A 23419-nucleotide genomic window follows, 5' to 3' on the forward strand; every position below is an offset into this window, starting at 1 on the left:
AAGTGAGCACGCTGCACAAGGACCACCGCGACGTTCTGATCGCGCCCGTGGTGTCGGAGAAGAGCTACAGCCTCCTCGACGCCAACAAGTACACGTTCCTGGTCCGCCCCGACTCCAACAAGACCGAGATCAAGATCGCGGTCGAGAAGATCTTCGGAGTCAAGGTCACGTCGGTCAACACGATCAACCGTGCCGGCAAGACGCGGCGTACCCGCAACGGTCTGGGCAAGCGCAAGGACACCAAGCGCGCCATCGTCAGCCTCGCCGAGGGCCACCGCATCGACATCTTCGGGGGTCCGGTCTCCTGACCGGATCTCTGACTAGGAACTGATATGGCTATCCGCAAGTACAAGCCGACCACGCCGGGCCGTCGCGGCTCGTCCGTCGCCGACTTCGCCGAGGTCACCCGGACCACGCCGGAGAAGTCGCTGACCCGTCCGCTGCCCAAGAAGGGCGGCCGCAACAACCAGGGCCGGATCACCACCCGGCACCAGGGTGGCGGTCACAAGCGGGCCTACCGGATCATCGACTTCCGTCGCTACGACAAGGACGGCGTGCCGGCCAAGGTCGCTCACATCGAGTACGACCCCAACCGCACCGCCCGCATCGCGCTGCTGCACTACGCCGACGGCGAGAAGCGCTACATCGTCGCGCCGAAGGACCTGACGCAGGGCACCCACGTGGAGTCCGGCGTGGGCGCCGACATCAAGCCCGGCAACAACCTGCCGCTGCGCAACATCCCGGTCGGTACGACGATCCACTGCGTGGAGCTGCGTCCCGGCGGCGGCGCGAAGATCGCCCGCTCCGCCGGCAACAGCGCCCAGTTGGTCGCCCGCGAGGGCAGCCGCGCCACGCTCCGCATGCCCTCGGGCGAGATGCGGTTCGTCGACGTGCGCTGCCGCGCGACGGTCGGTGAGGTGGGCAACGCCGAGCAGTCCAACATCAACTGGGGCAAGGCCGGCCGCATGCGCTGGAAGGGCAAGCGCCCGACCGTCCGAGGTGTCGTCATGAACCCGGTCGACCACCCCCACGGTGGTGGCGAGGGCAAGACGTCGGGTGGTCGTCACCCGGTGTCCCCCTGGGGCAAGCCCGAGGGCCGTACGCGCAAGCGCAAGGCCAGCGACTCCCAGATCATTCGTCGCCGCAAGTCCGGCAAGGGTAGGAAGTAACTGACATGCCTCGTAGCCTGAAGAAGGGCCCCTTCGTCGACGACCACCTTCAGAAGAAGGTGGACGCCGAGAACGCCAAGGGCAGCCACAACGTGATCAAGACCTGGTCGCGCCGCTCGATGATCGTGCCCGACATGATCGGCCACACCATCGCCGTGCACGACGGGCGCAAGCACGTCCCGGTGTTCGTGACCGACGCGATGGTCGGCCACAAGCTGGGCGAGTTCGCCCCGACCCGCACCTACCGCGGGCACGTCAAGGACGACCGGAAGGGACGCCGCCGATGAGCACCACCGAACGCCACCGCGTCAGCGCGCGGCGCGAGTCGCTGCTCGGCGACCAGCCCGGTGCCTTCGCCAGCGCCCGCTTCGTGCGGATCACGCCGATGAAGGCCCGCCGAGTCGTGGACCTGGTCCGCGGCATGCCGGTCGACGACGCGCTCTCGCTGCTGCAGTTCGCGCCGCAGGCCGCCTCGGAGACCGTCTACAAGGTGCTCGAGAGCGCCGTCGCCAACGCCGGCACCACCGAGGGCCTGGACACCCACGACCTGGTCGTGTCGGTCGCACAGGTCGACGAGGGCCCGACGATGAAGCGCTGGCGCCCCCGCGCCCAGGGCCGCGCGACGCGGATCAACAAGCGCACCAGCCACATCACCCTGGCGGTCCAGCCCGCCGAGGTCGTCGCGGCCGGCAAGAAGAAGCGGACCCAGAAGAACGGAAAGGGCGCCTGATGGGCCAGAAAATCAACCCGAACGGCTTCCGGCTCGGTATCTCCACGGACCACAAGTCCCGTTGGTACGCCGACAAGCTGTACAAGGCCTACGTCGGCGAGGACGTCGCGATCCGCAAGCTGCTCTCCAAGGGCATGGAGCGGGCCGGCATCTCCAAGGTCGAGATCGAGCGCACCCGTGACCGCGTCCGCGTGGACATCCACACGGCCCGCCCGGGCATCGTCATCGGTCGCCGCGGCGCCGAGGCCGACCGCATCCGCGGCGAGCTCGAGAAGCTCACCGGCAAGCAGGTCCAGCTGAACATCCTCGAGGTGAAGAACCCCGAGGTCGACGCTCAGCTGGTCGCGCAGGGTGTGGCCGAGCAGCTCTCCGGCCGCGTGCAGTTCCGCCGCGCCATGAAGAAGGCGATGCAGACCTCGATGCGCTCCGGTGCCAAGGGCATCCGGATCCAGTGCTCGGGCCGTCTCAACGGCGCGGAGATGTCGCGCACGGAGTTCTACCGCGAGGGTCGCGTCCCGCTGCACACGCTGCGTGCCGACATCGACTACGGCTTCTACGAGGCCAAGACCACCTTCGGCCGCATCGGCGTGAAGGTCTGGATCTACAAGGGCGAGGTCGCCGGCACCCGTGCCGAGCGTCAGGCCCAGGCCGCCGCCCGCGCCGGTGTCCCCGGTCGCGGTGGCGCCGGTGGCCGTCCCACCCGTGGTGGCGAGCGCCCGAGCCGTGGCACGCGTCCGACCCGCTCGGACCGCGAGTCCGCGCCGGCCGCGACCGAGGCCCCGGCCGAGGCCGCTGCGTCCGCCGCTCCCGCCGAGGGCGCTGCCGCGCCCGGAACGGAGTCCTGAGCCATGTTGATGCCCCGTCGTGTCAAGCACCGCAAGCAGCACCACCCCAACCGGCGTGGTGCGGCCAAGGGCGGCACCACCCTCGCGTTCGGCGAGTTCGGGATCCAGGCGATCGAGGGTCACTACGTGACCAACCGGCAGATCGAGTCGGCTCGTATCGCGATGACCCGTCACATCAAGCGAGGCGGCAAGGTGTGGATCAACATCTACCCCGACCGCCCGCTGACCAAGAAGCCGGCCGAGACCCGCATGGGCTCCGGTAAGGGCTCCCCGGAGTGGTGGATCGCCAACGTGAAGCCCGGCCGTGTCATGTTCGAACTTTCCGGCGTCGATGAGGTGACCGCTCGCGAGGCCATGCGCCGCGCGATGCACAAGCTGCCGATGAAGTGCCGGTTCATCTCGCGAGAGGCGGGTGAATTCTGATGGCTCAGGGACTGAAGGCCCACGAGCTCGACGAGCTCAACGCGGTCGACCTCGAGGCGAGGCTCCGCGAGTGCAAGGAAGAGCTGTTCAACCTGCGCTTCCAGGCGGCCACCGGCCAGCTGGAGAGCCACGGCCGGCTCAACACGGTCAAGAAGGACATCGCCCGGATCTACACCGTGGTGCGCGAGCGCGAGCTCGGCATCCGGTCCACCCCGGGATCTGACAAGGAAGAGGCGTCCGCATGAGCGAGCAGCCCACGACCGCCACGACGGCGGAGCGCAACGCGCGCAAGACCCGTGAGGGCCTGGTCGTCAGCGACAAGATGGACAAGACCGTGGTCGTGTCCGTCGAGGACCGCGTCAAGCACGCGCTGTACGGCAAGGTCCTGCGCCGTACGAGCAAGCTCAAGGCGCACGACGAGGCCAACGAGTGCGGCATCGGCGACCGCGTCCTCATCATGGAGACGCGCCCGCTGTCGGCCACCAAGCGCTGGCGCGTCGTCAAGATCCTCGAGAAGGCCAAGTAACCCTCCGGGCCCTCTGGCCCGCAACTGACAACCGTTCGGCAAGGCTCGCCGCCCAGGCGGCGAGAACCGGCTCGACAAGGAGAGACTGATGATCCAGCAGGAGTCGCGACTCAAGGTCGCCGACAACACCGGTGCGAAGGAGATCCTTTGCATCCGTGTGCTCGGAGGCTCGGGTCGACGCTACGCGGGTATCGGCGACGTCATCGTCGCCACCGTGAAGGACGCGATCCCCGGTGGCAACGTGAAGAAGGGTGACGTCGTCAAGGCAGTCATCGTTCGCACCGTCAAGGAGCGCCGTCGTCCCGACGGTTCCTACATCCGCTTCGACGAGAACGCCGCCGTCATCCTCAAGGCCGACGGCGAGCCCCGCGGCACCCGCATCTTCGGCCCCGTGGGCCGCGAGCTGCGCGACAAGAAGTTCATGAAGATCATCTCGCTGGCGCCGGAGGTGCTCTGAGTCATGGCCAAGGACAAGAAGACCGTGAACCTGAAGAAGGGCGACACCGTCAAGGTGATCGCCGGCAAGGACAAGGGCGCCGAGGGCAAGATCATCAAGGTGCTCCGTGAGGAGCAGCGGGTGATCGTCGAGGGTGTCAACCGGATCAAGAAGCACACCAAGGTCGTCAACCAAGGCGGTCGCGCCGGCACCACCGGCGGGATCATCACGACCGAGGCCCCGATCCACGTCTCCAACGTCATGCTCGTCGAGGGCGACGGCGTGACCCGGATCGGCTTCCGCCGCGACGAGGTCACCAAGCGCCGCCCGGACGGGTCGACGTACTCCTCGACGCGCAGCGTCCGCATCTCGCGCAAGACCGGCAAGGAAATCTGATGAGCACCGAAACGACCGAGGCGACCGAGAAGGTCACGCCCCGTCTCAAGACCCGCTACCGCGAGGAGATCCTTCCCGCGCTGCAGTCGGAGTTCGAGATCAAGAACGTCATGCAGGTGCCCGGCCTGACCAAGATCGTGGTCAACATGGGTGTCGGCGAGGCGGCTCGCGACTCGAAGCTGATCGAAGGCGCCGTCAAGGACCTCACCGCGATCACCGGCCAGAAGCCGCTGGTGACCAAGGCCCGCAAGTCCATCGCGCAGTTCAAGCTCCGCGAGGGCATGCCGATCGGTGCGCACACCACGCTGCGCGGCGACCGGATGTGGGAGTTCCTGGACCGCCTCCTGTCGCTGGCGCTCCCGCGCATCCGTGACTTCCGCGGCCTGTCGCCCAAGCAGTTCGACGGCAAGGGCAACTACACGTTCGGCCTGACCGAGCAGGTCATGTTCCACGAGATCGACCAGGACAAGGTCGACCGTCAGCGGGGCATGGACATCACGATCGTCACCACCGCCACCAACGACGAGGAAGGCCGCGCGCTGCTCAAGCAGCTCGGCTTCCCCTTCAAGGAGAACTGACATGGCAAAGACCGCGCTCAAGGTCAAGGCCGCCCGCAAGCCGAAGTTCGCGGTGCGGGGCTACACCCGCTGCCAGCGCTGTGGCCGCCCCAAGGCCGTCTACCGCAAGTTCGGCCTGTGCCGGATCTGCCTGCGCGAGATGGCGCACCGCGGCGAGCTGCCCGGCGTCACCAAGTCCTCCTGGTAACACCACCCACAACCGCTGAAGGTCCTGCCGAAGATGTCGGTGGGAAACCACAGGAAGAAAGGGCCATCCGGCCATGACGATGACTGACCCGATCGCAGACATGCTGACCCGTCTGCGCAACGCCAACCAGGCGTACCACGACGCGGTGACCATGCCCTACAGCAAGCTCAAGCAGGGCGTCGCCGAGATCCTCAAGCAGGAGGGCTACATCACGTCGTTCGACGTGAAGGAGCCCGCCGAGGGGGAGGTCGGCCGCACGCTCACCATCACGCTCAAGTACGGCCGCAACCGCGAGCGCTCGATCGCCGGCGTCCGCCGCATCAGCAAGCCCGGTCTGCGGGTCTACGCCAAGCACACGGGCCTCCCGAAGGTGCTCGGCGGCCTGGGCGTCGCGATCATCTCGACCAGCCAGGGCCTGCTGACCGACCGCCAGGCAAACCAGAAGGGCGTGGGTGGGGAAGTCCTCGCCTACGTCTGGTAACGACGAGACCGAGAAGGAGTACAACAGCATGTCGCGCATTGGCAAGCTCCCCATCCCGGTCCCGTCCGGCGTGGACGTGGCCATCAACGACTCCCTGGTGACCGTCAAGGGCCCGAAGGGCACCCTGTCGCACACCGTCGCCGCGCCGATCACGGTCGAGCGCAACGACGGCGTCCTGGACGTCAAGCGCCCCAACGACGAGCGTGAGAGCCGTTCTCTGCACGGCCTGACGCGCACCCTGATCGCCAACATGGTCCAGGGCGTCACCGAGGGCTACGAGAAGAAGCTCGAGATCGTGGGCGTGGGTTACCGCGTCCTGTCGAAGGGCCCCACGCAGCTGGAGTTCCAGCTCGGCTACTCGCACGTGATCGTGTTCGATGCCCCCGCGGGCATCACGTTCAACGTCGAGAGCCAGACCAAGCTGGGCGTGGCCGGAATCGACAAGCAGCTCGTCGGAGAGGTCGCGGCCAACATCCGCAAGCTCCGCAAGCCCGAGCCCTACAAGGGCAAGGGTGTTCGTTACGCCGGCGAGCAGATCCGCCGCAAGGTCGGAAAGGCTGGTAAGTGACATGGCGATCTCCCTGAAGCACAACAAGCACACCGCCACGCGCACCAAGTCGCGGCTGCGTCGGCAGGTCCGGGGGCGCAAGCGCATCTCCGGTACCGCCGAGCGCCCGCGCCTGGTCGTCACGCGTTCGTCGAAGCACATCACCGTGCAGGTCGTGGACGACCTGGTCGGCAAGACGCTGGCGTACGCCTCCACCATGGAGGGCGACCTGCGCTCGTTCGACGGTGACAAGACTGCCAAGGCCAAGAAGGTGGGCGAGCTCGTTGCCGAGCGCGCCAAGGCTGCCGGTGTCGACGGAGTGGTCTTCGACCGCGCCGGGAACAAGTACCACGGACGCATCGCGGCCCTCGCCGACGGTGCTCGCGCTGGAGGCTTGACCTTCTGATGGCCAGCTACAAGCAAGAGAAGAGGAAAGACTCATGAGCGGAGCCCAGCGCGGACAGCGCGGCGGCGAGCGCCAGGGCGGTGGCCGAGGCGGACGCGACGGTGGTCGTGGCCAGGGTGCCGACAAGAACACCTACATCGAGCGCGTCGTCGCGATCAACCGTGTCGCCAAGGTCGTGAAGGGTGGTCGTCGCTTCAGCTTCACCGCCCTCGTGATCGTCGGCGACGGTGACGGCATGGTCGGCGTCGGCTACGGCAAGGCCAAGGAGGTCCCCGCGGCGATCGCGAAGGGCGTCGAGGAGGCCAAGAAGGCCTTCTTCCGCGTCCCCCGCATCCAGGGGACGATCCCGCACCCGGTCCAGGGCGAGAAGGCGGCCGGTGTGGTCTTCTTGCGCCCCGCCTCTCCCGGTACCGGCGTCATCGCCGGTGGCCCGGTGCGTGCGGTGCTCGAGTGCGCCGGCATCCACGACGTGCTCAGCAAGTCGCTGGGGTCGTCGAACCAGATCAACATCGTGCACGCGACGGTCGAGGCCCTGCGGATGCTCGAGGAGCCCGAGGCCGTGGCCGCACGTCGTGGCCTCGCGGTCGAGGACGTCGCTCCGGCGGCCCTGCTGCGCGCCAAGGCCGAGGGCATCGCCCAGGCGGCCGACGTCGCGGCGGCGGGGAGGTCCTGATGGCACAGCTCAAGGTCCAGCAGAAGAAGTCCACGATCGGCTGCAAGGCGAACCAGCGCGAGACCCTGCGTACCCTCGGTCTCAAGCGGATCGGCGACACGGTCGTCAAGGAAGACCGCCCGGAGATCCGGGGCATGGTCCACACCGTCCGTCACCTGGTGACGGTCGAGCGAATCGACGGAGGCGAGTGACGCTATGACGCTCAAGCTTCATCACCTGCGCCCGGCCCCCGGCGCCAAGAAGGCCAAGACCCGTGTGGGTCGCGGTGAGGGCTCCAAGGGCAAGACCTCGGGTCGTGGCACCAAGGGCACCAAGGCCCGCTACCAGGTCCCGGCCGCCTTCGAGGGTGGCCAGATGCCGATCCACATGCGGCTCCCCAAGCTGAAGGGGTTCAAGAACCCGTTCAAGGTGGAGTTCCAGGTCGTCAACCTCGACCGGATCAACGAGCTCTTCCCCGAGGGTGGCACCGTCACCGTCGACCAGCTCGTCGACCGCGGCGCGGTCCGCAAGGGCCAGCCGGTCAAGGTCCTCGGCCAGGGCGACATCTCGGTCAAGGTCGAGGTGAGCGCCAACGCCTTCTCCGCCTCGGCCAAGGACAAGATCGAGGCCGCGGGCGGCACTGCCACCCTGGTCTGACCCGCTCCACCTCGCGACACGCAGGGGCGCCTCCCTCCACTCCTCCGGGAGCCGGGGTGGCGCCCCTCGTGCGCGGAGCAGGACCCACCGGGGTGCCTGTTAGGCTTCCACGGGCCCTGGCACACCTCACACGGTGCGCCGGTCGAGGACACGGGGGCCGCCACCAGCTTGGAGAAAGAGGATGTCGTGCTCAGCGCGTTCGTGAACGCTTTCCGAACCCCCGACCTGCGGCGCAAGCTGCTGTTCGTCCTGCTGGTCATCGTGATCTTCCGGGCCGGTTCCCAGATCCCCGCCCCCGGCGTCGACTTCGGCAACGTTCAGGACTGCCTCGGCAACGACGAGAACAGCCAGGGCGTCTACAACCTGATCAACCTGTTCTCCGGTGGCGCGCTCCTGCAGCTGACGATCTTCGCGCTGGGGATCATGCCGTACATCACCGCCAGCATCATCCTCCAGCTGCTCGTCGTGGTCATCCCACGGCTCGAGGCGCTGAAGAAGGAGGGGCAGTCGGGTCAGACGAAGATCACGCAGTACACGCGCTACCTGACCCTCGGTCTCGCGCTGCTCCAGGCGACCGGCATCGTGGCCCTGGCCCGCTCGCGCAACCTGCTCCAGGGCTGCCCCGAACCGCTGCTGCACAATGAGGACACCCAGACCTTCCTGGTCATGGTCATCACCATGACCGCCGGCACGGCCGTCATCATGTGGCTCGGCGAGCTCATCACCGACCGCGGCGTCGGCAACGGCATGTCCATCCTGATCTTCTGCCAGGTCGTGGCGACCTTCCCGGCCGCCCTGTGGCAGGTCAAGATCAGCCAGGGCTGGTGGATCTTCGGGATCGTGATCGCCGTCGGGCTCGTGGTGGTGGCCGCGGTTATCTTCATCGAGCAGGCACAACGCCGGATCCCGGTCCAGTACGCACGCCGCATGGTGGGCCGCAAGATGTTCGGCGGCAGCTCGACCTACATCCCGCTCAAGGTGAACCAGGCCGGCATCATCCCGGTCATCTTCGCCTCGTCGCTGCTCTACCTGCCCGCGATGGCTGTGCAGTTCAACCAGAACAGCCAGTCCGAGTGGGTCAAGTTCGTCAGCAAGTACTTCGTCACGGGCGGTCACCCGCTCTACATGGCGACGTTCTTCGCGCTCATCGTCTTCTTCACCTACTTCTACGTGTCGATCACCTTCAACCCCACCGAGGTGGCCGACAACATGAAGAAGTACGGCGGCTTCATCCCGGGCATCCGTGCCGGGAAGCCGACCGAGGACTACCTGTCCTACGTCCTGGCCCGCATCACCCTGCCGGGCGCCCTCTACCTGGGCCTGATCTCGTTGATCCCGCTCATCGCACTGGTACTCATCGACGCCAGCCAGAACTTCCCGTTCGGCGGCACGTCGATCCTGATCATGGTCGGGGTCGCCCTCGACACCGTGAAGCAGATCGAGAGCCAGCTGCAGCAGCGCAACTACGAGGGATTCCTGCGGTAGGGGCCCGCCTCGGGGCATCCGCACCGACGCGCCGCGCACCTGCACCCTGCGGCATGAGAAAATGCCAGCACCAGGCCACGACAAGGAGATCCGCCGGTTATGCGACTCATCATGATGGGCCCCCCGGGCGCCGGCAAGGGCACCCAGGCGAAGTTCGTCGCCGACCACTTCAAGATCCCCGCCATCTCCACGGGTGACATCTTCCGGGCCAACGTCAGCCAGGGCACCGAGCTGGGCCTGAAGGCCAAGCAGTACATGGATGCCGGGGACTACGTCCCTGACGAGGTCACCAACCTGATGGTTCGCAACCGGATCGACGAGGCGGACGCGGTGTCCGGCTTCTTGCTGGACGGCTACCCGCGCACGCTCTCGCAGGTCGAGGAGCTCGACGGGATGATCAAGTTCACCGGCCATGAGCTCGACGCCGTCGTCGTGCTGACCGTGGACCAGGACGAGATCGTGCAGCGGCTGCTGCAGCGCGCCAAGGTCGAGGGCCGCGCGGACGACACCGAGGACGTCATCCGCAAGCGCCAGGAGCTCTACGTCGAGCAGACCGAGCCGCTGATCGAGGTCTACCGCGGCCGCGGCATCCTGATCGAGCTCAACGGCATGGGTGAGGTCAGCGAGGTCACGCAGCGGATCTTCGACGCCCTGGACGAGATCCCCCAGAGCTGACCACGCTCGTGGGACTGTTCGACCGCGGCATCGAGATCAAGTCGCCGGACCAGATCGACGCGATGCGTCGTGCCGGCCTCGTGGTGGGCGCCACGCTCGAGCTGATGCGCGCCAGCGTCCGCGCCGGTATCACCACCGCGGAGCTGGACGCGATCGCGGAGGACCACATCCGCTCCTCCGGCGCCGTGCCGTCCTTCCAGGGCTACCAGGGCTTCCCGGCGAGCATCTGCGCCTCCGTGAACGACGAGGTCGTCCACGGCATCCCGGGGCCACGGGTGCTCGCCGAGGGCGACCTGGTCTCCATCGACTGCGGCGCCATCGTCGACGGGTGGCACGGTGACGCCGCCGTCACCGTCGCCGTCGGCCCGGTCACCGACGACCTCAGCGCGCTCATGCGGGTGACCGAGGAGGCGATGTGGCGCGGGATCGCGGCCGCGCGCCCGGGCGGCCGCGTCACCGACATCTCCCACGCCGTCGAGCAGCACATCCGCTCCGCCGGCGCCTACGGCATCCTCGAGGACTACACCGGCCACGGGATCGGCAGCCAGATGCACCAGCCCCCCGACGTACCCAACTACGGTCGGGCCGGCCGGGGCGCCAAGCTGGTCGAGGGCCTCGCGCTCGCAGTCGAGCCCATGGTGACCCTCGGGACCAAGGAGAGCGTGCTGCTCGACGACGACTGGACCGTCGTGACGGCCGACGGCAGCTGGGCCGCCCACTTCGAGCACACCTTCACCCTGACCGACCGCGGCACCTGGGTCCTGACCGCCCTCGACGGCGGCGAGGAGATGCTGCGCCAGCTCGGTGTCCCCTTCGGCGGTCGCTGACCCGTCACCAACTGCACGCAATCACCGCTGACCCGTCAGAAAGTTTGTGACGGGTCAGCGGGCGTTGGCGTGAGTCGGCGACGGGTCATCAGTCGGAGACTCCCCGGTCCGTGGTGGCGGGCGGGTTCGCGGGGTTGTCTGTGGCGTGGGAGGATGGGGTACGTAGGAGGGGAGTATTCCTTTCGCTGCGGTGTCGTCAGCACGACCTGCGTCTCGGCGCGGTCCGGGGCCGTGGGTCGCTTGCGAGCGGCGGAAGAGACCTCTGGGCTTTCCCTGTCCCCTCATCCCTGGAGCCACCTGTGGACGTTTCCACCCTCGAATGGACCATCACGATCGGTGTCACGGTCGCCGTGCTCCTGTTCGACGTCGTCGTGATCGCCCGTCATCCGCACGAGCCCACGATGCGCGAGTGCGCGGTGGCCCTGACCTTCTACCTCGGCGCGGCCGTCGCGTTCGGGGTGTGGACGCTGTTCTTCCACGGTCACGACTACGGGGTGGAGTTCTTCGCCGGCTGGCTGACCGAGTACAGCCTGTCGATGGACAACCTGTTCGTGTTCATCATCTTGATGGCGGCGCTGAAGGTCCCGCGGGAGCTGCAGCAGGAAGCCCTGATGGTGGGCATCATCCTGGCCCTGATCTTCCGGGCGATCTTCATCGCGCTGGGCTACCAGCTCATCGAGAACTTCTCGTTCGTCTTCTACGTGTTCGGCGCCTTCCTCGTCTACACCGCCTACACGCTGGTGAAGAGCTATCGCTCCCATGAGGACGAGCACCCGGAGGAGAACGCCCTGGTGAAGTTCGCGCAGAGTCACCTCAACGTCGGCGACCAGTGGCACGGCCTGAAGCTCTGGTACCGCGAGAACGGCGCGCGCGTCGTGTCCCCGATGCTGATCGTCATCATCGCGCTCGGCAGCACCGACATCCTGTTCGCCCTGGACTCGATCCCGGCGATCTTCGGCATCACCCAGGAGCCGTACCTGGTCTTCGCCGCCAACGTCTTCGCGCTGATGGGCCTTCGCCAGCTGTACTTCCTGCTCGGCGGGCTGCTCCAGCGCCTGGTCTACCTGTCGCTGGGCCTGTCCTTCATCCTCGCGTTCATCGGCGTCAAGCTCGTGCTGCACGCCCTGCACGAGAACGAGCTGCCGTTCATCAACGGCGGCGAGCACGTCTCCGTCCCGGAGATCTCGTCCCTGCTGAGCCTCGGGGTGATCCTGGTGACGCTGGTGCTCACCGCGGTGGCCAGCCTGGTCAAGGACAAGCGCAACGCGGAGGCCGAGCGCCGCACCGCCTGACCTCCGGACGGCGGCGGGCAGGGCGGAATGATCCGCCGTGCCCGCACGTTGACCAGGGTGATGTCGACCAACATGCCTGCCCTGTCCGTGCTCGACCTGGTGCCGGTGCGCAGCGACCAGACGACCGGGGACGCGATCGCTGCGACCCTGGCCCTGGCGCGCGTCGCCGACGAGTCGGGCTACCGCCGCTTCTGGCTCGCCGAGCACCACAACATGCCCGCCGTCGCCGCGACGAACCCACCGGTGCTGATCTCGATGGTCGCCTCGGCCACCTCGCGGATCAAGGTCGGCTCCGGAGGGGTGATGCTGCCCAACCACGCGCCGCTGGTGGTCGCCGAGCAGTTCGCGCTCCTCGAGGCGGCGTTCCCCGGTCGGATCGACCTGGGCATCGGCCGGGCGCCCGGGACCGACCCGGTGACCTCCTGGGCGCTGCGACACGGCGCCGGGGGAGTGAGCGACGAGGCGGTGTCGCTCTTCCCCGAGTACGTCGACAACGTGCTGGCCATGATGGAGCCCGGCGGGGTCGGGCTGGCCGTGCAGGGCCGCAGGCACGTGCTGCGCGCGACGCCCACCGCGACGTCCGTGCCCCAGATCTGGCTGCTCGGCTCTTCGGACTACTCCGCCCGGCTGGCGGCGGAGAAGGGGATGCCGTACGTGTTCGCGCACCACTTCTCCGGCGAGGGCACCCGCGAGGCGATCGCGCTGTACCGCTCCCGCTTCGTCCCCTCGCCCGAGCTGGCCGAGCCGCGCACCTTCCTGACGGTCAACGCTGCCGTGGCCGAGACCGAAGAGGAGGCCCGGCGACTCGCCCTGCCCCAGCTGCTGCAGATGGTCGCCCTGCGCACCGGCCAGCCGCTGACCCCCCAGCGCACGGTCGAGGAGGCCGAGCGCGACGGGGTGCCCGAGGCCCACCGCGCCCTGGTGGAGGCCATGGCAGCGCGCTGGGTCATCGGGGCAGCCGCGGAGGCCCGCGCCCGGGTGACGGAGCTCGCGCAGACCTACGACGTCGACGAGGTCATGGTCAACCCCGTGGCGGGTGCCGTCGCCGGCACCGACTCCGCCTCGAGCCCTGCCCGCGAGGAGACGCTCCGGTTGCTGGCGAAGTAGACCGCCGGATTCGTGTTTCCACGTGGTTATCTCGTAAACTGGCGTGTCGGCCCAACGTGGGTCTGTGCTGCGGTGCCTCGCGGCTGCCCGGAACGTGTCAGTGACTCTCGCAAGAGGGGCTCGGACGTGCCCCGGTCTGAGGCTCCGAGGCACGATCCTACGAGGTCCACCGGTCACCCGACCGGAGGTTCCCGGGCCGGACGGTAGAGACACGAAGCGACATCCAGACAACAGATTGTGGAGGACATGCCGAAGAAAGAAGGCGTGATCGAGCTCGAGGGAACCATTACGGAGGCCCTCCCCAACGCCATGTTCCGCGTCGAGCTGAGCAACGGCCACAAGGTGCTCGCCCACATCAGCGGCAAGATGCGCCAGCACTACATCCGGATCCTCCCCGAGGACCGCGTGGTGGTGGAGCTCTCGCCGTACGACCTCACCCGGGGTCGCATCGTCTACCGCTACAAGTAAGCAAGCAGCCGACCGAGCGAGAAAGGGCTGACATGAAGGTCAACCCGAGCGTCAAGCCGATCTGTGACAAGTGCAAGGTGATCCGTCGCCACGGACGCGTCATGGTGATCTGCGCGAACCCGCGCCACAAGCAGCGCCAGGGCTGAGCCTCGGCTCACCCCCGCTGGACAACTGAAGAACCCATCAACGTGAACGCTTAGCCCAGCACCACAGCACCATCGTGGGAGGTGGCGAACCACCTCCGGAGCAGAAGGCCGGGGCCCCGTCGAGAGGCGGGGGCGCGTCACGATCGAAACCTCTGTGAATCACCGAAGGGCACTCGTCCTTCAAGAAAGGGCCATCACATGGCACGCCTTGTTGGTGTCGACCTCCCGCGCGACAAGCGCATCGAGATCGCACTCACCTACATCTACGGCATCGGCCGTACCCGTTCCCAGCAGCTGCTCGCACTCACCGGGGTCGACCCCAACCTGCGCGTGCACCAGATGGGTGACGAAGAGCTGGTCAAGCTCCGCGACGCGATCGAGGGCAACTTCAAGATCGAGGGCGACCTCCGTCGAGAGGTCCAGGCCGACATCCGTCGCAAGATCGAGATCGGCAGCTACCAGGGTCGCCGCCACCGTCAGGGCCTCCCGGTCCGCGGTCAGCGCACCAAGACCAACGCCCGCACCCGCAAGGGTCCGAAGCGCACGGTTGCCGGCAAGAAGAAGGCCAAGTGACCGGTCGCGTCCGCGCGCCTCGCTGCCTTCCCAACTCACAGACCAGCTAACACAGGAGTAACTGCATGCCTCCCAAGGCTCGTGCGGCCGGGGCCAAGAAGGTCCGCCGCAAGGAGAAGAAGAACATCGCTCAGGGCGAAGCCCACATCAAGAGCACGTTCAACAACACGATCGTCACGATCACCGACCCCACGGGTGCGGTCATCTCGTGGGCCTCTGCCGGCACCGTCGGCTTCAAGGGCTCGCGCAAGTCCACGCCGTACGCCGCGCAGATGGCCGCGGAGGCCGCTGGCCGTCGCGCGATGGACCACGGCATGAAGAAGATCGACGTCTTCGTCAAGGGCCCGGGCTCGGGTCGCGAGACGGCGATCCGGTCGCTGGGTGCCATCGGCCTCGAGGTCGGCACCATCCAGGACGTCACGCCCACCCCCCACAACGGTTGCCGCCCGCCCAAGCGCCGGCGCGTCTGACCCGAGACTGAGAAAGAGAGACTGACCCATGGCCCGTTACACCGGACCCATGACCCGGAAGTCGCGCCGTCTCGGTGTCGACCTCGTCGGCGGCGACGCAGCGTTCGAGAAGCGTCCCTACCCTCCGGGCCAGCACGGCCGCGCCCGGATCAAGGAGAGCGAGTACCGCTCCCAGCTGCAGGAGAAGCAGAAGGCTCGCTTCACCTACGGCGTGATGGAGAAGCAGTTCCTGAACTACTACAAGGAGGCCTCGCGCCGCTCCGGCAAGACCGGTGACAACCTCCTGCAGCTCCTCGAGTGCCGCCTGGACAACGTGATCTACCGTGGTGGGTTCGCCCGCACGCGTCGTCACGCCCGCCAGCTGGTGTCGCACGGACACTTCCTGGTCAACGGCAAGAAGGTCGACATCCCGTCCTTCCAGGTCTCGGCCTACGACATCATCGACGTGCGCGAGAAGTCGCTCGAGATGACGCCGTTCATCGTGGCCCGCGAGACCTTCGGCGAGCGGATCGTGCCGGCCTGGCTGCAGACGCTGCCCGACCGCATGCGGATCCTGGTCCACCAGGTCCCCGTGCGCGCGCAGATCGACATGCCGATCCAGGAGCAGCTCATCGTGGAGTACTACTCCAAGAAGTGAACGCATCGGTGGCCGGGCTCAGCCCGGCCACCGATCGCACGTACGTCGCCGCCGTCAACACGCAAATGTTCGGGTCCGTCATATAGCGGGTGGGTCCGGAAAGGAAAGAAACAGTGCTCATCGCACAGCGTCCCTCACTGTCGGAAGAGTCCGTCGACGAGTTCCGTTCGCGGTTCGTCATCGAGCCGCTGGAGCCGGGCTTCGGCTACACGCTCGGCAACTCGCTCCGGCGCACTCTCCTGTCCTCGATCCCCGGTGCCTCGGTCACGAGCATCAAGGTCGACACCGTCCTGCACGAGTTCTCGACGATCGAGGGCGTCAAGGAGGACGTCACCGAGATCATCTTGAACCTGAAGGGCCTGGTCGTCTCCTCGGAGCACGACGAGCCCGTCACCATGTACCTGCGCAAGTCGGGCGCCGGTGCCGTCACCGCCGCCGACATCGCGCCCCCGGCCGGCGTCGAGGTGCACAACCCCGACCTGGTCATCGCCACCCTGTCCGACAAGGGCAAGCTGGAGATGGAGCTGGTCGTCGAGCGCGGCCGCGGCTACGTCTCGGCGGTCCAGAACAAGGGCGCCGACAACGAGATCGGCCGCATGCCGGTCGACTCGATCTACAGCCCCGTGCTGAAGGTGACCTACAAGGTCGAGGCCACCCGTGTCGAGCAGCGCACCGACTTCGACAAGCTGGTCATCGACGTCGAGACCAAGCCCTCGATCCTGCCCCGCGACGCCATCGCGTCGGCCGGCAAGACCCTGGTCGAGCTGTTCGGCCTGGCGCGTGAGCTCAACGTCGAGGCCGAGGGCATCGACATCGGCCCGTCGCCCGTCGACGAGCAGCTGGCCGCCGACCTCGCCCTCCCGGTCGAGGACCTGCAGCTGACCGTCCGCTCGTACAACTGCCTCAAGCGCGAGGGCATCCACACCGTGGGCGAGCTCATCTCGCGCTCGGAGCAGGACCTGCTCGACATCCGCAACTTCGGCGCCAAGTCCATCGACGAGGTCAAGGCCAAGCTGGTCGAGATGGGTCTGTCCCTCAAGGACAGCGCGCCCGGCTTCGACCCGCACGCTGCCCTGGCGGCGTACGGCGACGACGACGACGCCTTCGTCGAGGACGAGCAGTACTGACCCACCGCTGACCCGTCAGAAACTTTCTGACGGGTCGGCGTCTCAGCAGCACCCGCCCTCTATCCCGGTACCTGACACGGCCGGGGAGAATCGAGAAGAAGAGCAATGCCCAAGCCCACCAAGGGACCCCGCCTCGGCGGCAGCCCGGCCCACCAGCGCCTGATCCTGGCGAACCTCGCGACCCAGCTGTTCCAGCACGGCCGCATCACCACGACCGAGGCCAAGGCCCGCGCGCTGCGCCCGCACGCGGAGAAGCTGATCACCAAGGCGAAGAAGGGCGACCTCCACAACCGCCGCATGGTCCTCAAGACCATCCGCGACAAGGGCGTCGTGCACACCCTCTTCACCGAGATCGCGCCGACCTTCGCCGAGCGTCCGGGCGGCTACACCCGGATCACCAAGCTCAACCCCCGCAAGGGCGACAACGCCCCCATGGCGGTCATCGAGCTCGTGACCGAGGCGTACTCGCCCACCGCGCCGAAGGCGACGAAGTCCGCCCCGGCGAAGTCGGCCACCCCCGTCGGGGAGGCCCCGGTCGAGGAGACCGAGACCACCACCGACGAGGGCACCGACGAGGCTGGCACCGACGAGGCGCCCACCGAGCTCGCCGAGGAGGCGTCGCCCGAGGAGAGCGTCGTCGCCGAGGAGGAGCCCACCGAGGACGAGGCCCCCAAGGCCTGATCCCACCGCTTCACCGCTGACCCGTCAGAAACTTTCTGACGGGTCAGCGTCATTTCCGTGCAGTTGGTGACGGGTCGGCGGTGGTGGGGCTCAGGTGGGGAGGACGGTGGCGGGGTCGACGCTGCGGGGAGCGCCACCGGAGCGGACCAGGTCGTGGGTGGCGCGCTGGATCGCCTCGTTGACCGGTGTCGGTACGCCGTGCAGCCGGCCGAGCAGCACGATCTCGCCGGCGAGATAGTCGATCTCCACGCCGCGGCCGCCGCGCACGACGCTCTGCCAGGTGGAGCCCCCCTCGCCGACGGGCAGCTGCTGGCGACGCGCCAGCAGGTCGCCGCGGCGCTCGCGGTCCTCCTCGTCGGTGACCACGGGGACGCCGGCGAGCCGCAGCACCTGCTCGCCCTCCTCGCGGGCGCGGCGCGCCAGGTCGTCGGCGGCCGGGCCCGGCGTGCACACCGCGCCGACGCCATTGCCGAGGTTCATCAGCAGCTTGCGGTGCTTCCAGGCCATGATGTCGGGCCGGGGGACCGACTCGAAGCCGCCGCGGCGCAGGTCGGCGGCGATCGCCTCGGCGCGGGCGTCCACCCCACCGGCCGCCAGGCCCAGGTCGAGGATCCCGGGGCGGTAGCACTTCTGCACCACGACGCCCGGCTCCAGGTGGGTCGCGGGCAGCATCACGCACACGCCGTACGTCGCCGCGTAGCGGCGCAGCACGGTGAGCTCGTTGGCCACCCCGTTCTGGACGCACGCGATGGTCACGACGGCCGGCGCGTGGGCCCTCAGGTCGTCCAGGGCGGACTGCGTCTGGTGCCCCTTCACGCACAGGAGCACGACGGTGTCGTCGGTCCAGGCGACATTGGCGGCGGTCTCGGCCGTGGGTGCGTCGACGCGGTGGCGGCCGTCGGCACGGTCCAGCACCAGCCCGGCGGCCCGGATCCGCGCGAGGTGCTCCCCGCGGGCCACCAGCGTGACCGGGACCCCCGCCAGGTGCAGGTTCCCTCCGATGACCCCACCCACGGCACCTGTTCCGTACACGACGTAGCGCATGTCGACCTTCATACCGGAGGCAACCTTTGGCAGGGTCCACCGGGTAGGACAGGACATGAGAGCAACGAAGGCTGAGTCTCACGACCTGGGGCCGCGGGGGGAACGGGGTGGTGGGGTGGCCGCGGCCGACTTCGACGAGTTCGTCGTCGCGCGCTCCACGAGCCTGCTCCGTACGGCGTACCTCCTCACCCACGACCACGCGCTGGCCGAGGACCTCCTGCAGACGGCGCTGAGCAAGGCCTGGTTCTCGTGGAGCCGCATCGACGGCAATCCCGAGCCCTACGTGCGCCGGATCCTGGTCAACACCTACGCGACGTGGTGGCGGCGCAAGTGGAACGGCGAGCTCGCCACCGACGAGCTGCCCGAGCGAGGGCACGCCGACGCGAGCGACGCGGTCAGCGCGGGCCACGACCTGTGGCAGGCGATGGAGCGGCTGCCGCGCCGACAGCGCGTCGTGGTCGTGCTGCGCTATTTCGAGGACCTCACGGAGGCGCAGACCGCCGAGCAGATGGACTGCTCGGTCGGCACGGTCAAGAGCCAGCTGAGCAAGGCCCTCGCGAAGCTGCGGATCGATCCCGCGCTCGCCACCACCGACGGGAAGGCGCTGTGATGAACGGCATCGACGAACTCCGCTCGACCCTCGACCGGCACGCCGTCGAGCTCGTGGACCACGACCTCGACGGACGGCTCGGCTCCGTGCGCCGCCGCATCGGCGCGGCGCGCCGGCAGCGGCGCGCCGCGGCCGCCGGAGGGGTGGCGCTCACCCTCGCGGCGGCAGGCGCCGTGGCGCTGCTGCCCGAGTGGGGCGCGCCGACCACCCCGGGACCGGCGTCCGTCGCCGGCGTCGACGTGCCGACCACGATGAGGGCGCTCGGCTACACCTTCGAGTACCGCGAGGGCGTCGACGGTGACGAGACGGCGACCATCGACCTCGCGCCCTCGGACCTGCCGCGGCTGGTCTCCTGGGGCACCTCCGACAGCAACGACCACGTCGAGATCACGGAGGGACGGCAGGTCACGAGCTACACCGTGCCCGACTTCTCCGACTACGTGTGGGTCGACCCCGGCGAGGAGGTCTTGCTGACCGTGGCCGGGACCGGCTCCGACGAGGTCGGCCTGGCGGTCTACGAGCTCACCAACGACGAGCCGGACGGTGTGTCGGGTGACGGGGTCACCTTCCGCAAGCAGGTCGCAGGCAACCTCCTCCTGGGCGCCACGATCGGGGAGCCGGGGGAGTCCGAGGTGTCGGTCGGCCTGCAGGCTGTCGAAGGGAAGGCGGTCGACTACCGATACTTCTGCGCCCGCGGGCCCCAGGACGCCACGCTGCACGTCGACGACGGCAGCGGCGAGGTGACCCGGGGCCGCTGTGGGGACGAGGCGCCCTTCGATCCCGCCGGCGGGGGCGGCATCAGCATCGTCAACGACCGCGACGAGGTGACAGTGCGCCTGTGGGTGACCGACGGCCCGGACGGCCCGCGACTCGACACCGACGAGGTGGTGCTCGGGCTGGGGGTCTACGACCGGGGGGTCTCGCAGCGGGTCACCGGCCTGCCCGTCCCCGAGCTCATCGAGTACGACGGGCACCTCTGGCAGGCGTCCGAGCACGTCCCGTCGGACCTGGGCGGCCGGTCGGTGAGCGTGGCCGGCGACGACGACCCGGCCCGCCCGGTGCTGGCGGTGGGCTACCACGCCGCGGGTGGGGCGACCGTGGTGACGGAGCACAGCGTCACCGGGGAGGGCCTCCGCTCCCAGGGGATCGGCGAGGTGAGCGAGGCGGTGATCGGTCTGCTGTCTGCCCGCAGCGACACGGCGACGATGCGGGTGGAGGGCGACGTCCCGGACGACGCCCGCCTGCTGATCGTCCTGTTCGAGCAGGTCGACTAGTCCGAGGACCAGGCGTCGGCGAGGAGCCGCTGCGCCTGGGCGAGCGTGACGCCGGCGCGACGGGCGGCCGCGGCCAGTGCGGCCGCGGCCGCCCCGACGTCGGCCGGCGCCGCCGGGGCGGCGATGAACGTGCCGCGCCGGCCCTCGGTGACGATGACGCCGTCGGCCTCGAGCTCGCGGTAGGCGCGGGCGACGGTGTTGACCGCGATCCCGAGCTCGGCGGCCAGCGCGCGGACCGTGGGCAGGCGAGTGCCGGCCGGCAGGTCCCCGGACGCGGCGCGCGCGGCCACCTGGCTGCGCAGCTGCTCGAACGGCGGCTCGGGCAGTGACGGGTCGAGGGCGAGGTCCGGCATGCGGGGAAGGTATCGCAGGAGATGGTGGGCGGGGTGGTAGGCATGAGCGCGTGAGCCCCTACGCCCTGGTGGTCGGCGAGTCCCTGGTCGACGTGGTCCTCGAGCCGGACGGGAGCCGGACCGAGCGGCCCGGCGGCAGCGCCGCCAACGTGGCCGTGGCGCTGGCCCGGCTGGGACGGCCGGTGCGGTTGGCGACCAGCTTCGCCGACGACGAGCGCGGGCGGGCGGTCGCCGCGCACCTCGAGCGGGACGGCGTCGTCCTCGCCACCGACCCGTACGCCGTCACGCGGACGTCGTCGGCGCAGGCGACGATCGCAGCGGACGGCTCGGCGTCCTACGTCTTCGATCTCGACTGGCGGCTGAACCCGGTGGGCGAGGAGCACCCCCGGTTCGTGCACGTGTGCTCGATCGGTGCCGTGCTGGAGCCCGGGGCGGACGACGTGCTCGACCTGCTGGGCCGGCTGAGGGGTCCGACCGTCACCTACGACATCAACGCCCGACCCGCCATCACCGGCACCGGTCCGAAGGTCGTCGACCGCGTGGAGCGGGTGGTGGCGGCGTCCCACCTGGTCAAGGCCAGCGACGAGGACCTCGAGGCGCTGTATCCCCGCCGCTCGCTACGGGACGCGGCCGCACACCTGCTCGCGCTCGGTCCGCGCGCCGTCGCCGTCACCCGGGGCGGCGACGGCGCGACCTGGGTCGACGCGGACGGCGTCCACGAGGTGGCGGCCCCGCGGGTCGAGGTCGCCGACACCATCGCAGCCGGGGACACCTTCTCCGCCGCGATCCTCGACGCGCTCTGGGACGACGCCGACCGCGACCCGGCCGAGGTGCTCGCCCACGCGGTGCGCGCCGCCGCCGTCACCGTGTCGCGCCCCGGCGCCGACCCGCCGTACCGCCACGAGCTGGGCTGAGCGTCCGCCCGGCTCAGTCGCCGGGCGCCAGGTAGGCGTGCACCAGCGGGACCACCGACGAGCCCTCTCCGGCGGCGGCCGCGACCCGCTTCATGGATCCCGCGCGGATGTCGCCGGCGGCGAAGATGCCGGGGACCGTGGTCGCGAGGTTGGCGGGCGGGAGCTCGCTGGCCCAGCGGTCGGTGGGGATGTCGCGACCGGTGAGGACGAAGCCGCGGTGGTCGCGCGCGACCTGGGGCGGCAGCCAGTCGCAGTGCGGGTCCGCGCCGAGCAGCAGGAACAGGCCCTGGGTGGCCTCCCGGGTGACCTGGCCGGTGGTCGTGTCCCGGACGTCGATCCACTCCAGGTGGCCCTCGCCGCCGCCGTCGACGACCTCCGAGCACGGCTGCACGGTGATGCGGGGGTTGTAGGCGATCTCGCCGATCAGGTACTGCGACATCGTCGCGGTGAGGTCGGTTCGTCGCACCAGGATCGTGACCGACTGGGCGAAGCGGGCGAGGTGGATCGCGGCCTGGCCGGCCGAGTTGCCGCCCCCCACGACGACGGCCCGCCCGCCCTCCATCTCGCGCGAGGCGCTCATCGCGCTGCCGTAGAACACGCCGAGGCCCTCGTGCTCCTCGATCGAGGGGATGCCGAGCTTGCGGTAGGCCACGCCGGTCGCGACGACGACCGTACGCGCCTCGACGTCGCCGCCGCCGGTGCTGAGCACGTGGATGCCGTCGTCGCGGGACTCGAGCATGGTGACGTCCCAGCCGGTGTAGAACTGCGTGCCGAAGCGCAGCGCCTGGTTGCGCGCGCGCTGGGCCAGTCGCATGCCGGAGATGCCGCGAGGGAAGCCGAGGTAGTTGCGGATCATCGTGCTGGTACCGGCCTGGCCGCCGATCGCCTCCGACTCGAGCACCACCGTGGTGAGCCCCTCGGACGCGGCGTACACCGCGGCGGCGAGACCGGCCGGCCCGGCGCCGACGATCGCGACGTCGACGACGCCCTCGACCCGCACGTCGCCCGGGGCGCCGAACATCGAGATCGCCACGTCGCGCACCGACGTCGCGACGAACGGCGGGCGCCCCGGCGTCGACACGACCGGGTAGGCCGGCCCGCCCGGCGTGGCGCACTGCGCGACCGCCTCCCGCCCGATGTCGGTGTCCGGGGTGTAGAAGCCCGAGGGCATCCCCAGGCGGTCGGCGTAGTCGCGGATCGCCGCGGTCAGCTGGTCCTGCGCCGGGGCCACGACCCGCACGCTCTCGACCTCGGGCTTGGCGACCGTCGAGCCCCAGTCGGACAGCAGCTCGGTCACGGCGTTGTGGAACTCCTCGTCGCGGGCGCCGCGCGGCATCAGCAGGTAGGCGTCGTACTTGCCCTTGGCCATGGCGGACCGCAGCGCGGGCGCGCGCTCCAGGAAGTGGTCCCAGTGGGCCGCGATGATCCGCCGGGAGGTGGGTACGACGGTCCGCCACGCGTGGAAGGCCTCCAGCACATGGGCGTCGGGGAGCTCGGTGTCGGTGACGAAGAGGGCGACCTGACCGCCTGCGTCACGGACGGTCCGGGTGACCTCCAGCGCCTGTGCGCAGGAGCGCGCGGTGTGGAGGTCGTAGTCGCGGGCGTAGCGGCCGAACTCGTCGAGGAGGAAGTCGGCGTGCTCGTGGGAGACCAGGATGATGGCGGGCTGCACGCCTTCCAGTATCACCACCTGCGAAACTGGG

At 69.1% G+C, this 23419-nt stretch carries 36 protein-coding genes; 33 read left to right on the forward strand and 3 right to left on the reverse strand.

Annotated features, from left to right (window positions below):
• The first annotated feature begins 2 nt into the window (after window positions 1-2).
• From rplW to rplQ, 30 genes are all read left to right on the forward strand, one after another.
• Window positions 3-308 carry a 50S ribosomal protein L23 gene (rplW, locus tag LQ940_RS04525; protein ID WP_231243374.1) on the forward strand — a complete coding sequence of 102 codons (306 nt, stop codon included), beginning with the start codon at window positions 3-5 and terminating at the stop codon, window positions 306-308.
• A gap of 24 nt (window positions 309-332) precedes the next feature.
• On the forward strand, window positions 333-1169 hold the full coding sequence (rplB, locus tag LQ940_RS04530; RefSeq protein ID WP_231243375.1) for a 50S ribosomal protein L2: 837 nt from the start codon (window positions 333-335) through the stop codon (window positions 1167-1169).
• Window positions 1170-1174: 5 nt separating this feature from the next.
• A complete protein-coding gene (gene rpsS / locus LQ940_RS04535) occupies window positions 1175-1456 on the forward strand; it encodes a 30S ribosomal protein S19 (RefSeq protein ID WP_231243376.1) in 282 nt (93 codons plus the stop codon).
• Window positions 1453-1899, forward strand: coding sequence for a 50S ribosomal protein L22 (gene rplV / locus LQ940_RS04540; RefSeq protein ID WP_231243377.1), 447 nt, complete (start codon window positions 1453-1455; stop codon window positions 1897-1899). The genes rpsS and rplV overlap by 4 nt, the downstream gene beginning before the upstream one ends.
• Window positions 1899-2744, forward strand: a complete 846-nt coding sequence (gene rpsC / locus LQ940_RS04545) for a 30S ribosomal protein S3 (RefSeq protein ID WP_231243378.1) — start codon at window positions 1899-1901, stop codon at window positions 2742-2744. The genes rplV and rpsC overlap by 1 nt, the downstream gene beginning before the upstream one ends.
• Before the next feature lie 3 nt (window positions 2745-2747).
• The gene (rplP, locus tag LQ940_RS04550; RefSeq protein ID WP_231243379.1) at window positions 2748-3167 is read left to right on the forward strand and encodes a 50S ribosomal protein L16; all 420 of its coding nucleotides are present in this window, start codon (window positions 2748-2750) and stop codon (window positions 3165-3167) included.
• A complete protein-coding gene (gene rpmC / locus LQ940_RS04555) occupies window positions 3167-3412 on the forward strand; it encodes a 50S ribosomal protein L29 (protein WP_231243380.1) in 246 nt (81 codons plus the stop codon). The genes rplP and rpmC overlap by 1 nt, the downstream gene beginning before the upstream one ends.
• Entirely contained in the window at window positions 3409-3693 is a 285-nt protein-coding gene (gene rpsQ, locus LQ940_RS04560) for a 30S ribosomal protein S17 (protein ID WP_231243381.1), read from the forward strand. Before rpmC ends, rpsQ begins: the two co-directional genes overlap by 4 nt.
• An 88-nt stretch (window positions 3694-3781) precedes the next feature.
• Entirely contained in the window at window positions 3782-4150 is a 369-nt protein-coding gene (gene rplN, locus LQ940_RS04565) for a 50S ribosomal protein L14 (protein WP_231243382.1), read from the forward strand.
• Window positions 4151-4153: 3 nt separating this feature from the next.
• Complete coding sequence (rplX, locus tag LQ940_RS04570) at window positions 4154-4525, forward strand: 50S ribosomal protein L24 (RefSeq protein ID WP_231243383.1); 372 nt, start codon at window positions 4154-4156, stop codon at window positions 4523-4525.
• The gene (gene rplE / locus LQ940_RS04575) at window positions 4525-5103 is read left to right on the forward strand and encodes a 50S ribosomal protein L5 (RefSeq protein ID WP_231243384.1); all 579 of its coding nucleotides are present in this window, start codon (window positions 4525-4527) and stop codon (window positions 5101-5103) included. The genes rplX and rplE overlap by 1 nt, the downstream gene beginning before the upstream one ends.
• Window position 5104: 1 nt before the next feature.
• Window positions 5105-5290 carry a type Z 30S ribosomal protein S14 gene (locus LQ940_RS04580; protein WP_011757321.1) on the forward strand — a complete coding sequence of 62 codons (186 nt, stop codon included), beginning with the start codon at window positions 5105-5107 and terminating at the stop codon, window positions 5288-5290.
• Between the two features lie 73 nt (window positions 5291-5363).
• Window positions 5364-5771: a 30S ribosomal protein S8 gene (rpsH, locus tag LQ940_RS04585; protein ID WP_091025724.1), complete on the forward strand. Its 408-nt coding sequence runs from the start codon at window positions 5364-5366 to the stop codon at window positions 5769-5771.
• A gap of 28 nt (window positions 5772-5799) precedes the next feature.
• Window positions 5800-6339: a 50S ribosomal protein L6 gene (gene rplF, locus LQ940_RS04590; protein ID WP_231243385.1), complete on the forward strand. Its 540-nt coding sequence runs from the start codon at window positions 5800-5802 to the stop codon at window positions 6337-6339.
• 1 nt (window position 6340) lies between these two features.
• Window positions 6341-6724, forward strand: a complete 384-nt coding sequence (rplR, locus tag LQ940_RS04595; protein WP_231243386.1) for a 50S ribosomal protein L18 — start codon at window positions 6341-6343, stop codon at window positions 6722-6724.
• 34 nt (window positions 6725-6758) lie between these two features.
• Window positions 6759-7397, forward strand: coding sequence for a 30S ribosomal protein S5 (gene rpsE, locus LQ940_RS04600; RefSeq protein ID WP_231243387.1), 639 nt, complete (start codon window positions 6759-6761; stop codon window positions 7395-7397).
• A complete protein-coding gene (gene rpmD, locus LQ940_RS04605) occupies window positions 7397-7588 on the forward strand; it encodes a 50S ribosomal protein L30 (RefSeq protein ID WP_231243388.1) in 192 nt (63 codons plus the stop codon). The genes rpsE and rpmD overlap by 1 nt, the downstream gene beginning before the upstream one ends.
• A 4-nt stretch (window positions 7589-7592) precedes the next feature.
• Window positions 7593-8033, forward strand: coding sequence for a 50S ribosomal protein L15 (gene rplO / locus LQ940_RS04610; protein ID WP_231243389.1), 441 nt, complete (start codon window positions 7593-7595; stop codon window positions 8031-8033).
• Window positions 8034-8219: 186 nt separating this feature from the next.
• Window positions 8220-9518, forward strand: coding sequence for a preprotein translocase subunit SecY (secY, locus tag LQ940_RS04615; protein ID WP_231243390.1), 1299 nt, complete (start codon window positions 8220-8222; stop codon window positions 9516-9518).
• 99 nt (window positions 9519-9617) lie between these two features.
• Window positions 9618-10193, forward strand: coding sequence for an adenylate kinase (locus LQ940_RS04620; RefSeq protein ID WP_231243391.1), 576 nt, complete (start codon window positions 9618-9620; stop codon window positions 10191-10193).
• A gap of 8 nt (window positions 10194-10201) precedes the next feature.
• Entirely contained in the window at window positions 10202-11020 is an 819-nt protein-coding gene (gene map, locus LQ940_RS04625; protein WP_269217233.1) for a type I methionyl aminopeptidase, read from the forward strand.
• A 299-nt stretch (window positions 11021-11319) separates the two neighbouring features.
• Window positions 11320-12312 carry a TerC family protein gene (locus LQ940_RS04630; protein WP_231243392.1) on the forward strand — a complete coding sequence of 331 codons (993 nt, stop codon included), beginning with the start codon at window positions 11320-11322 and terminating at the stop codon, window positions 12310-12312.
• A gap of 72 nt (window positions 12313-12384) precedes the next feature.
• Window positions 12385-13419, forward strand: a complete 1035-nt coding sequence (locus LQ940_RS04635; protein ID WP_231243393.1) for an LLM class flavin-dependent oxidoreductase — start codon at window positions 12385-12387, stop codon at window positions 13417-13419.
• A 246-nt stretch (window positions 13420-13665) separates the two neighbouring features.
• Window positions 13666-13887: a translation initiation factor IF-1 gene (gene infA / locus LQ940_RS04640; protein WP_026145687.1), complete on the forward strand. Its 222-nt coding sequence runs from the start codon at window positions 13666-13668 to the stop codon at window positions 13885-13887.
• Window positions 13888-13919: 32 nt separating this feature from the next.
• The gene (rpmJ, locus tag LQ940_RS04645) at window positions 13920-14033 is read left to right on the forward strand and encodes a 50S ribosomal protein L36 (RefSeq protein ID WP_137756603.1); all 114 of its coding nucleotides are present in this window, start codon (window positions 13920-13922) and stop codon (window positions 14031-14033) included.
• Window positions 14034-14231: 198 nt separating this feature from the next.
• The gene (rpsM, locus tag LQ940_RS04650) at window positions 14232-14606 is read left to right on the forward strand and encodes a 30S ribosomal protein S13 (protein WP_231243394.1); all 375 of its coding nucleotides are present in this window, start codon (window positions 14232-14234) and stop codon (window positions 14604-14606) included.
• 65 nt (window positions 14607-14671) lie between these two features.
• Window positions 14672-15076 carry a 30S ribosomal protein S11 gene (rpsK, locus tag LQ940_RS04655; protein ID WP_091025736.1) on the forward strand — a complete coding sequence of 135 codons (405 nt, stop codon included), beginning with the start codon at window positions 14672-14674 and terminating at the stop codon, window positions 15074-15076.
• Window positions 15077-15104: 28 nt separating this feature from the next.
• Window positions 15105-15713, forward strand: a complete 609-nt coding sequence (rpsD, locus tag LQ940_RS04660) for a 30S ribosomal protein S4 (protein ID WP_231243395.1) — start codon at window positions 15105-15107, stop codon at window positions 15711-15713.
• A 113-nt stretch (window positions 15714-15826) separates the two neighbouring features.
• A complete protein-coding gene (locus LQ940_RS04665) occupies window positions 15827-16840 on the forward strand; it encodes a DNA-directed RNA polymerase subunit alpha (RefSeq protein ID WP_231243396.1) in 1014 nt (337 codons plus the stop codon).
• 105 nt (window positions 16841-16945) lie between these two features.
• The gene (gene rplQ / locus LQ940_RS04670) at window positions 16946-17521 is read left to right on the forward strand and encodes a 50S ribosomal protein L17 (RefSeq protein WP_231243397.1); all 576 of its coding nucleotides are present in this window, start codon (window positions 16946-16948) and stop codon (window positions 17519-17521) included.
• Window positions 17522-17611: 90 nt separating this feature from the next.
• On the opposite strand, the gene LQ940_RS04675 is transcribed toward rplQ, so the two are convergent.
• Entirely contained in the window at window positions 17612-18577 is a 966-nt protein-coding gene (locus LQ940_RS04675) for a ketopantoate reductase family protein (RefSeq protein ID WP_231243398.1), read from the reverse strand.
• Between the two features lie 103 nt (window positions 18578-18680).
• Between LQ940_RS04675 and LQ940_RS04680 the strand changes: the two genes are divergently transcribed.
• Together LQ940_RS04680 and LQ940_RS04685 are read left to right on the forward strand one after the other, a co-directional pair.
• Window positions 18681-19175 carry a SigE family RNA polymerase sigma factor gene (locus LQ940_RS04680; RefSeq protein WP_231243399.1) on the forward strand — a complete coding sequence of 165 codons (495 nt, stop codon included), beginning with the start codon at window positions 18681-18683 and terminating at the stop codon, window positions 19173-19175.
• Window positions 19175-20449, forward strand: a complete 1275-nt coding sequence (locus LQ940_RS04685; RefSeq protein ID WP_231243400.1) for a hypothetical protein — start codon at window positions 19175-19177, stop codon at window positions 20447-20449. The genes LQ940_RS04680 and LQ940_RS04685 overlap by 1 nt, the downstream gene beginning before the upstream one ends.
• On the opposite strand, the gene LQ940_RS04690 is transcribed toward LQ940_RS04685, so the two are convergent.
• A complete protein-coding gene (locus tag LQ940_RS04690; protein WP_231243401.1) occupies window positions 20446-20802 on the reverse strand; it encodes a GntR family transcriptional regulator in 357 nt (118 codons plus the stop codon). The two genes, LQ940_RS04685 and LQ940_RS04690, sit on opposite strands and share 4 nt — an antisense overlap.
• A 50-nt stretch (window positions 20803-20852) precedes the next feature.
• Here LQ940_RS04690 and LQ940_RS04695 point away from each other — a divergent pair, with 50 nt between their 5' ends.
• The gene (locus tag LQ940_RS04695) at window positions 20853-21716 is read left to right on the forward strand and encodes a carbohydrate kinase family protein (protein WP_231243402.1); all 864 of its coding nucleotides are present in this window, start codon (window positions 20853-20855) and stop codon (window positions 21714-21716) included.
• A 13-nt stretch (window positions 21717-21729) separates the two neighbouring features.
• On the opposite strand, the gene LQ940_RS04700 is transcribed toward LQ940_RS04695, so the two are convergent.
• Window positions 21730-23388 (reverse strand): FAD-dependent oxidoreductase, encoded by a 1659-nt coding sequence (locus LQ940_RS04700; protein ID WP_231243403.1) that lies wholly within the window; start codon window positions 23386-23388, stop codon window positions 21730-21732.
• Window positions 23389-23419: the final 31 nt, after the last annotated feature.

The sequence above is a fragment of the Nocardioides sp. cx-173 genome (assembly GCF_021117365.1).
Lineage (GTDB): Bacteria > Actinomycetota > Actinomycetes > Propionibacteriales > Nocardioidaceae > Nocardioides.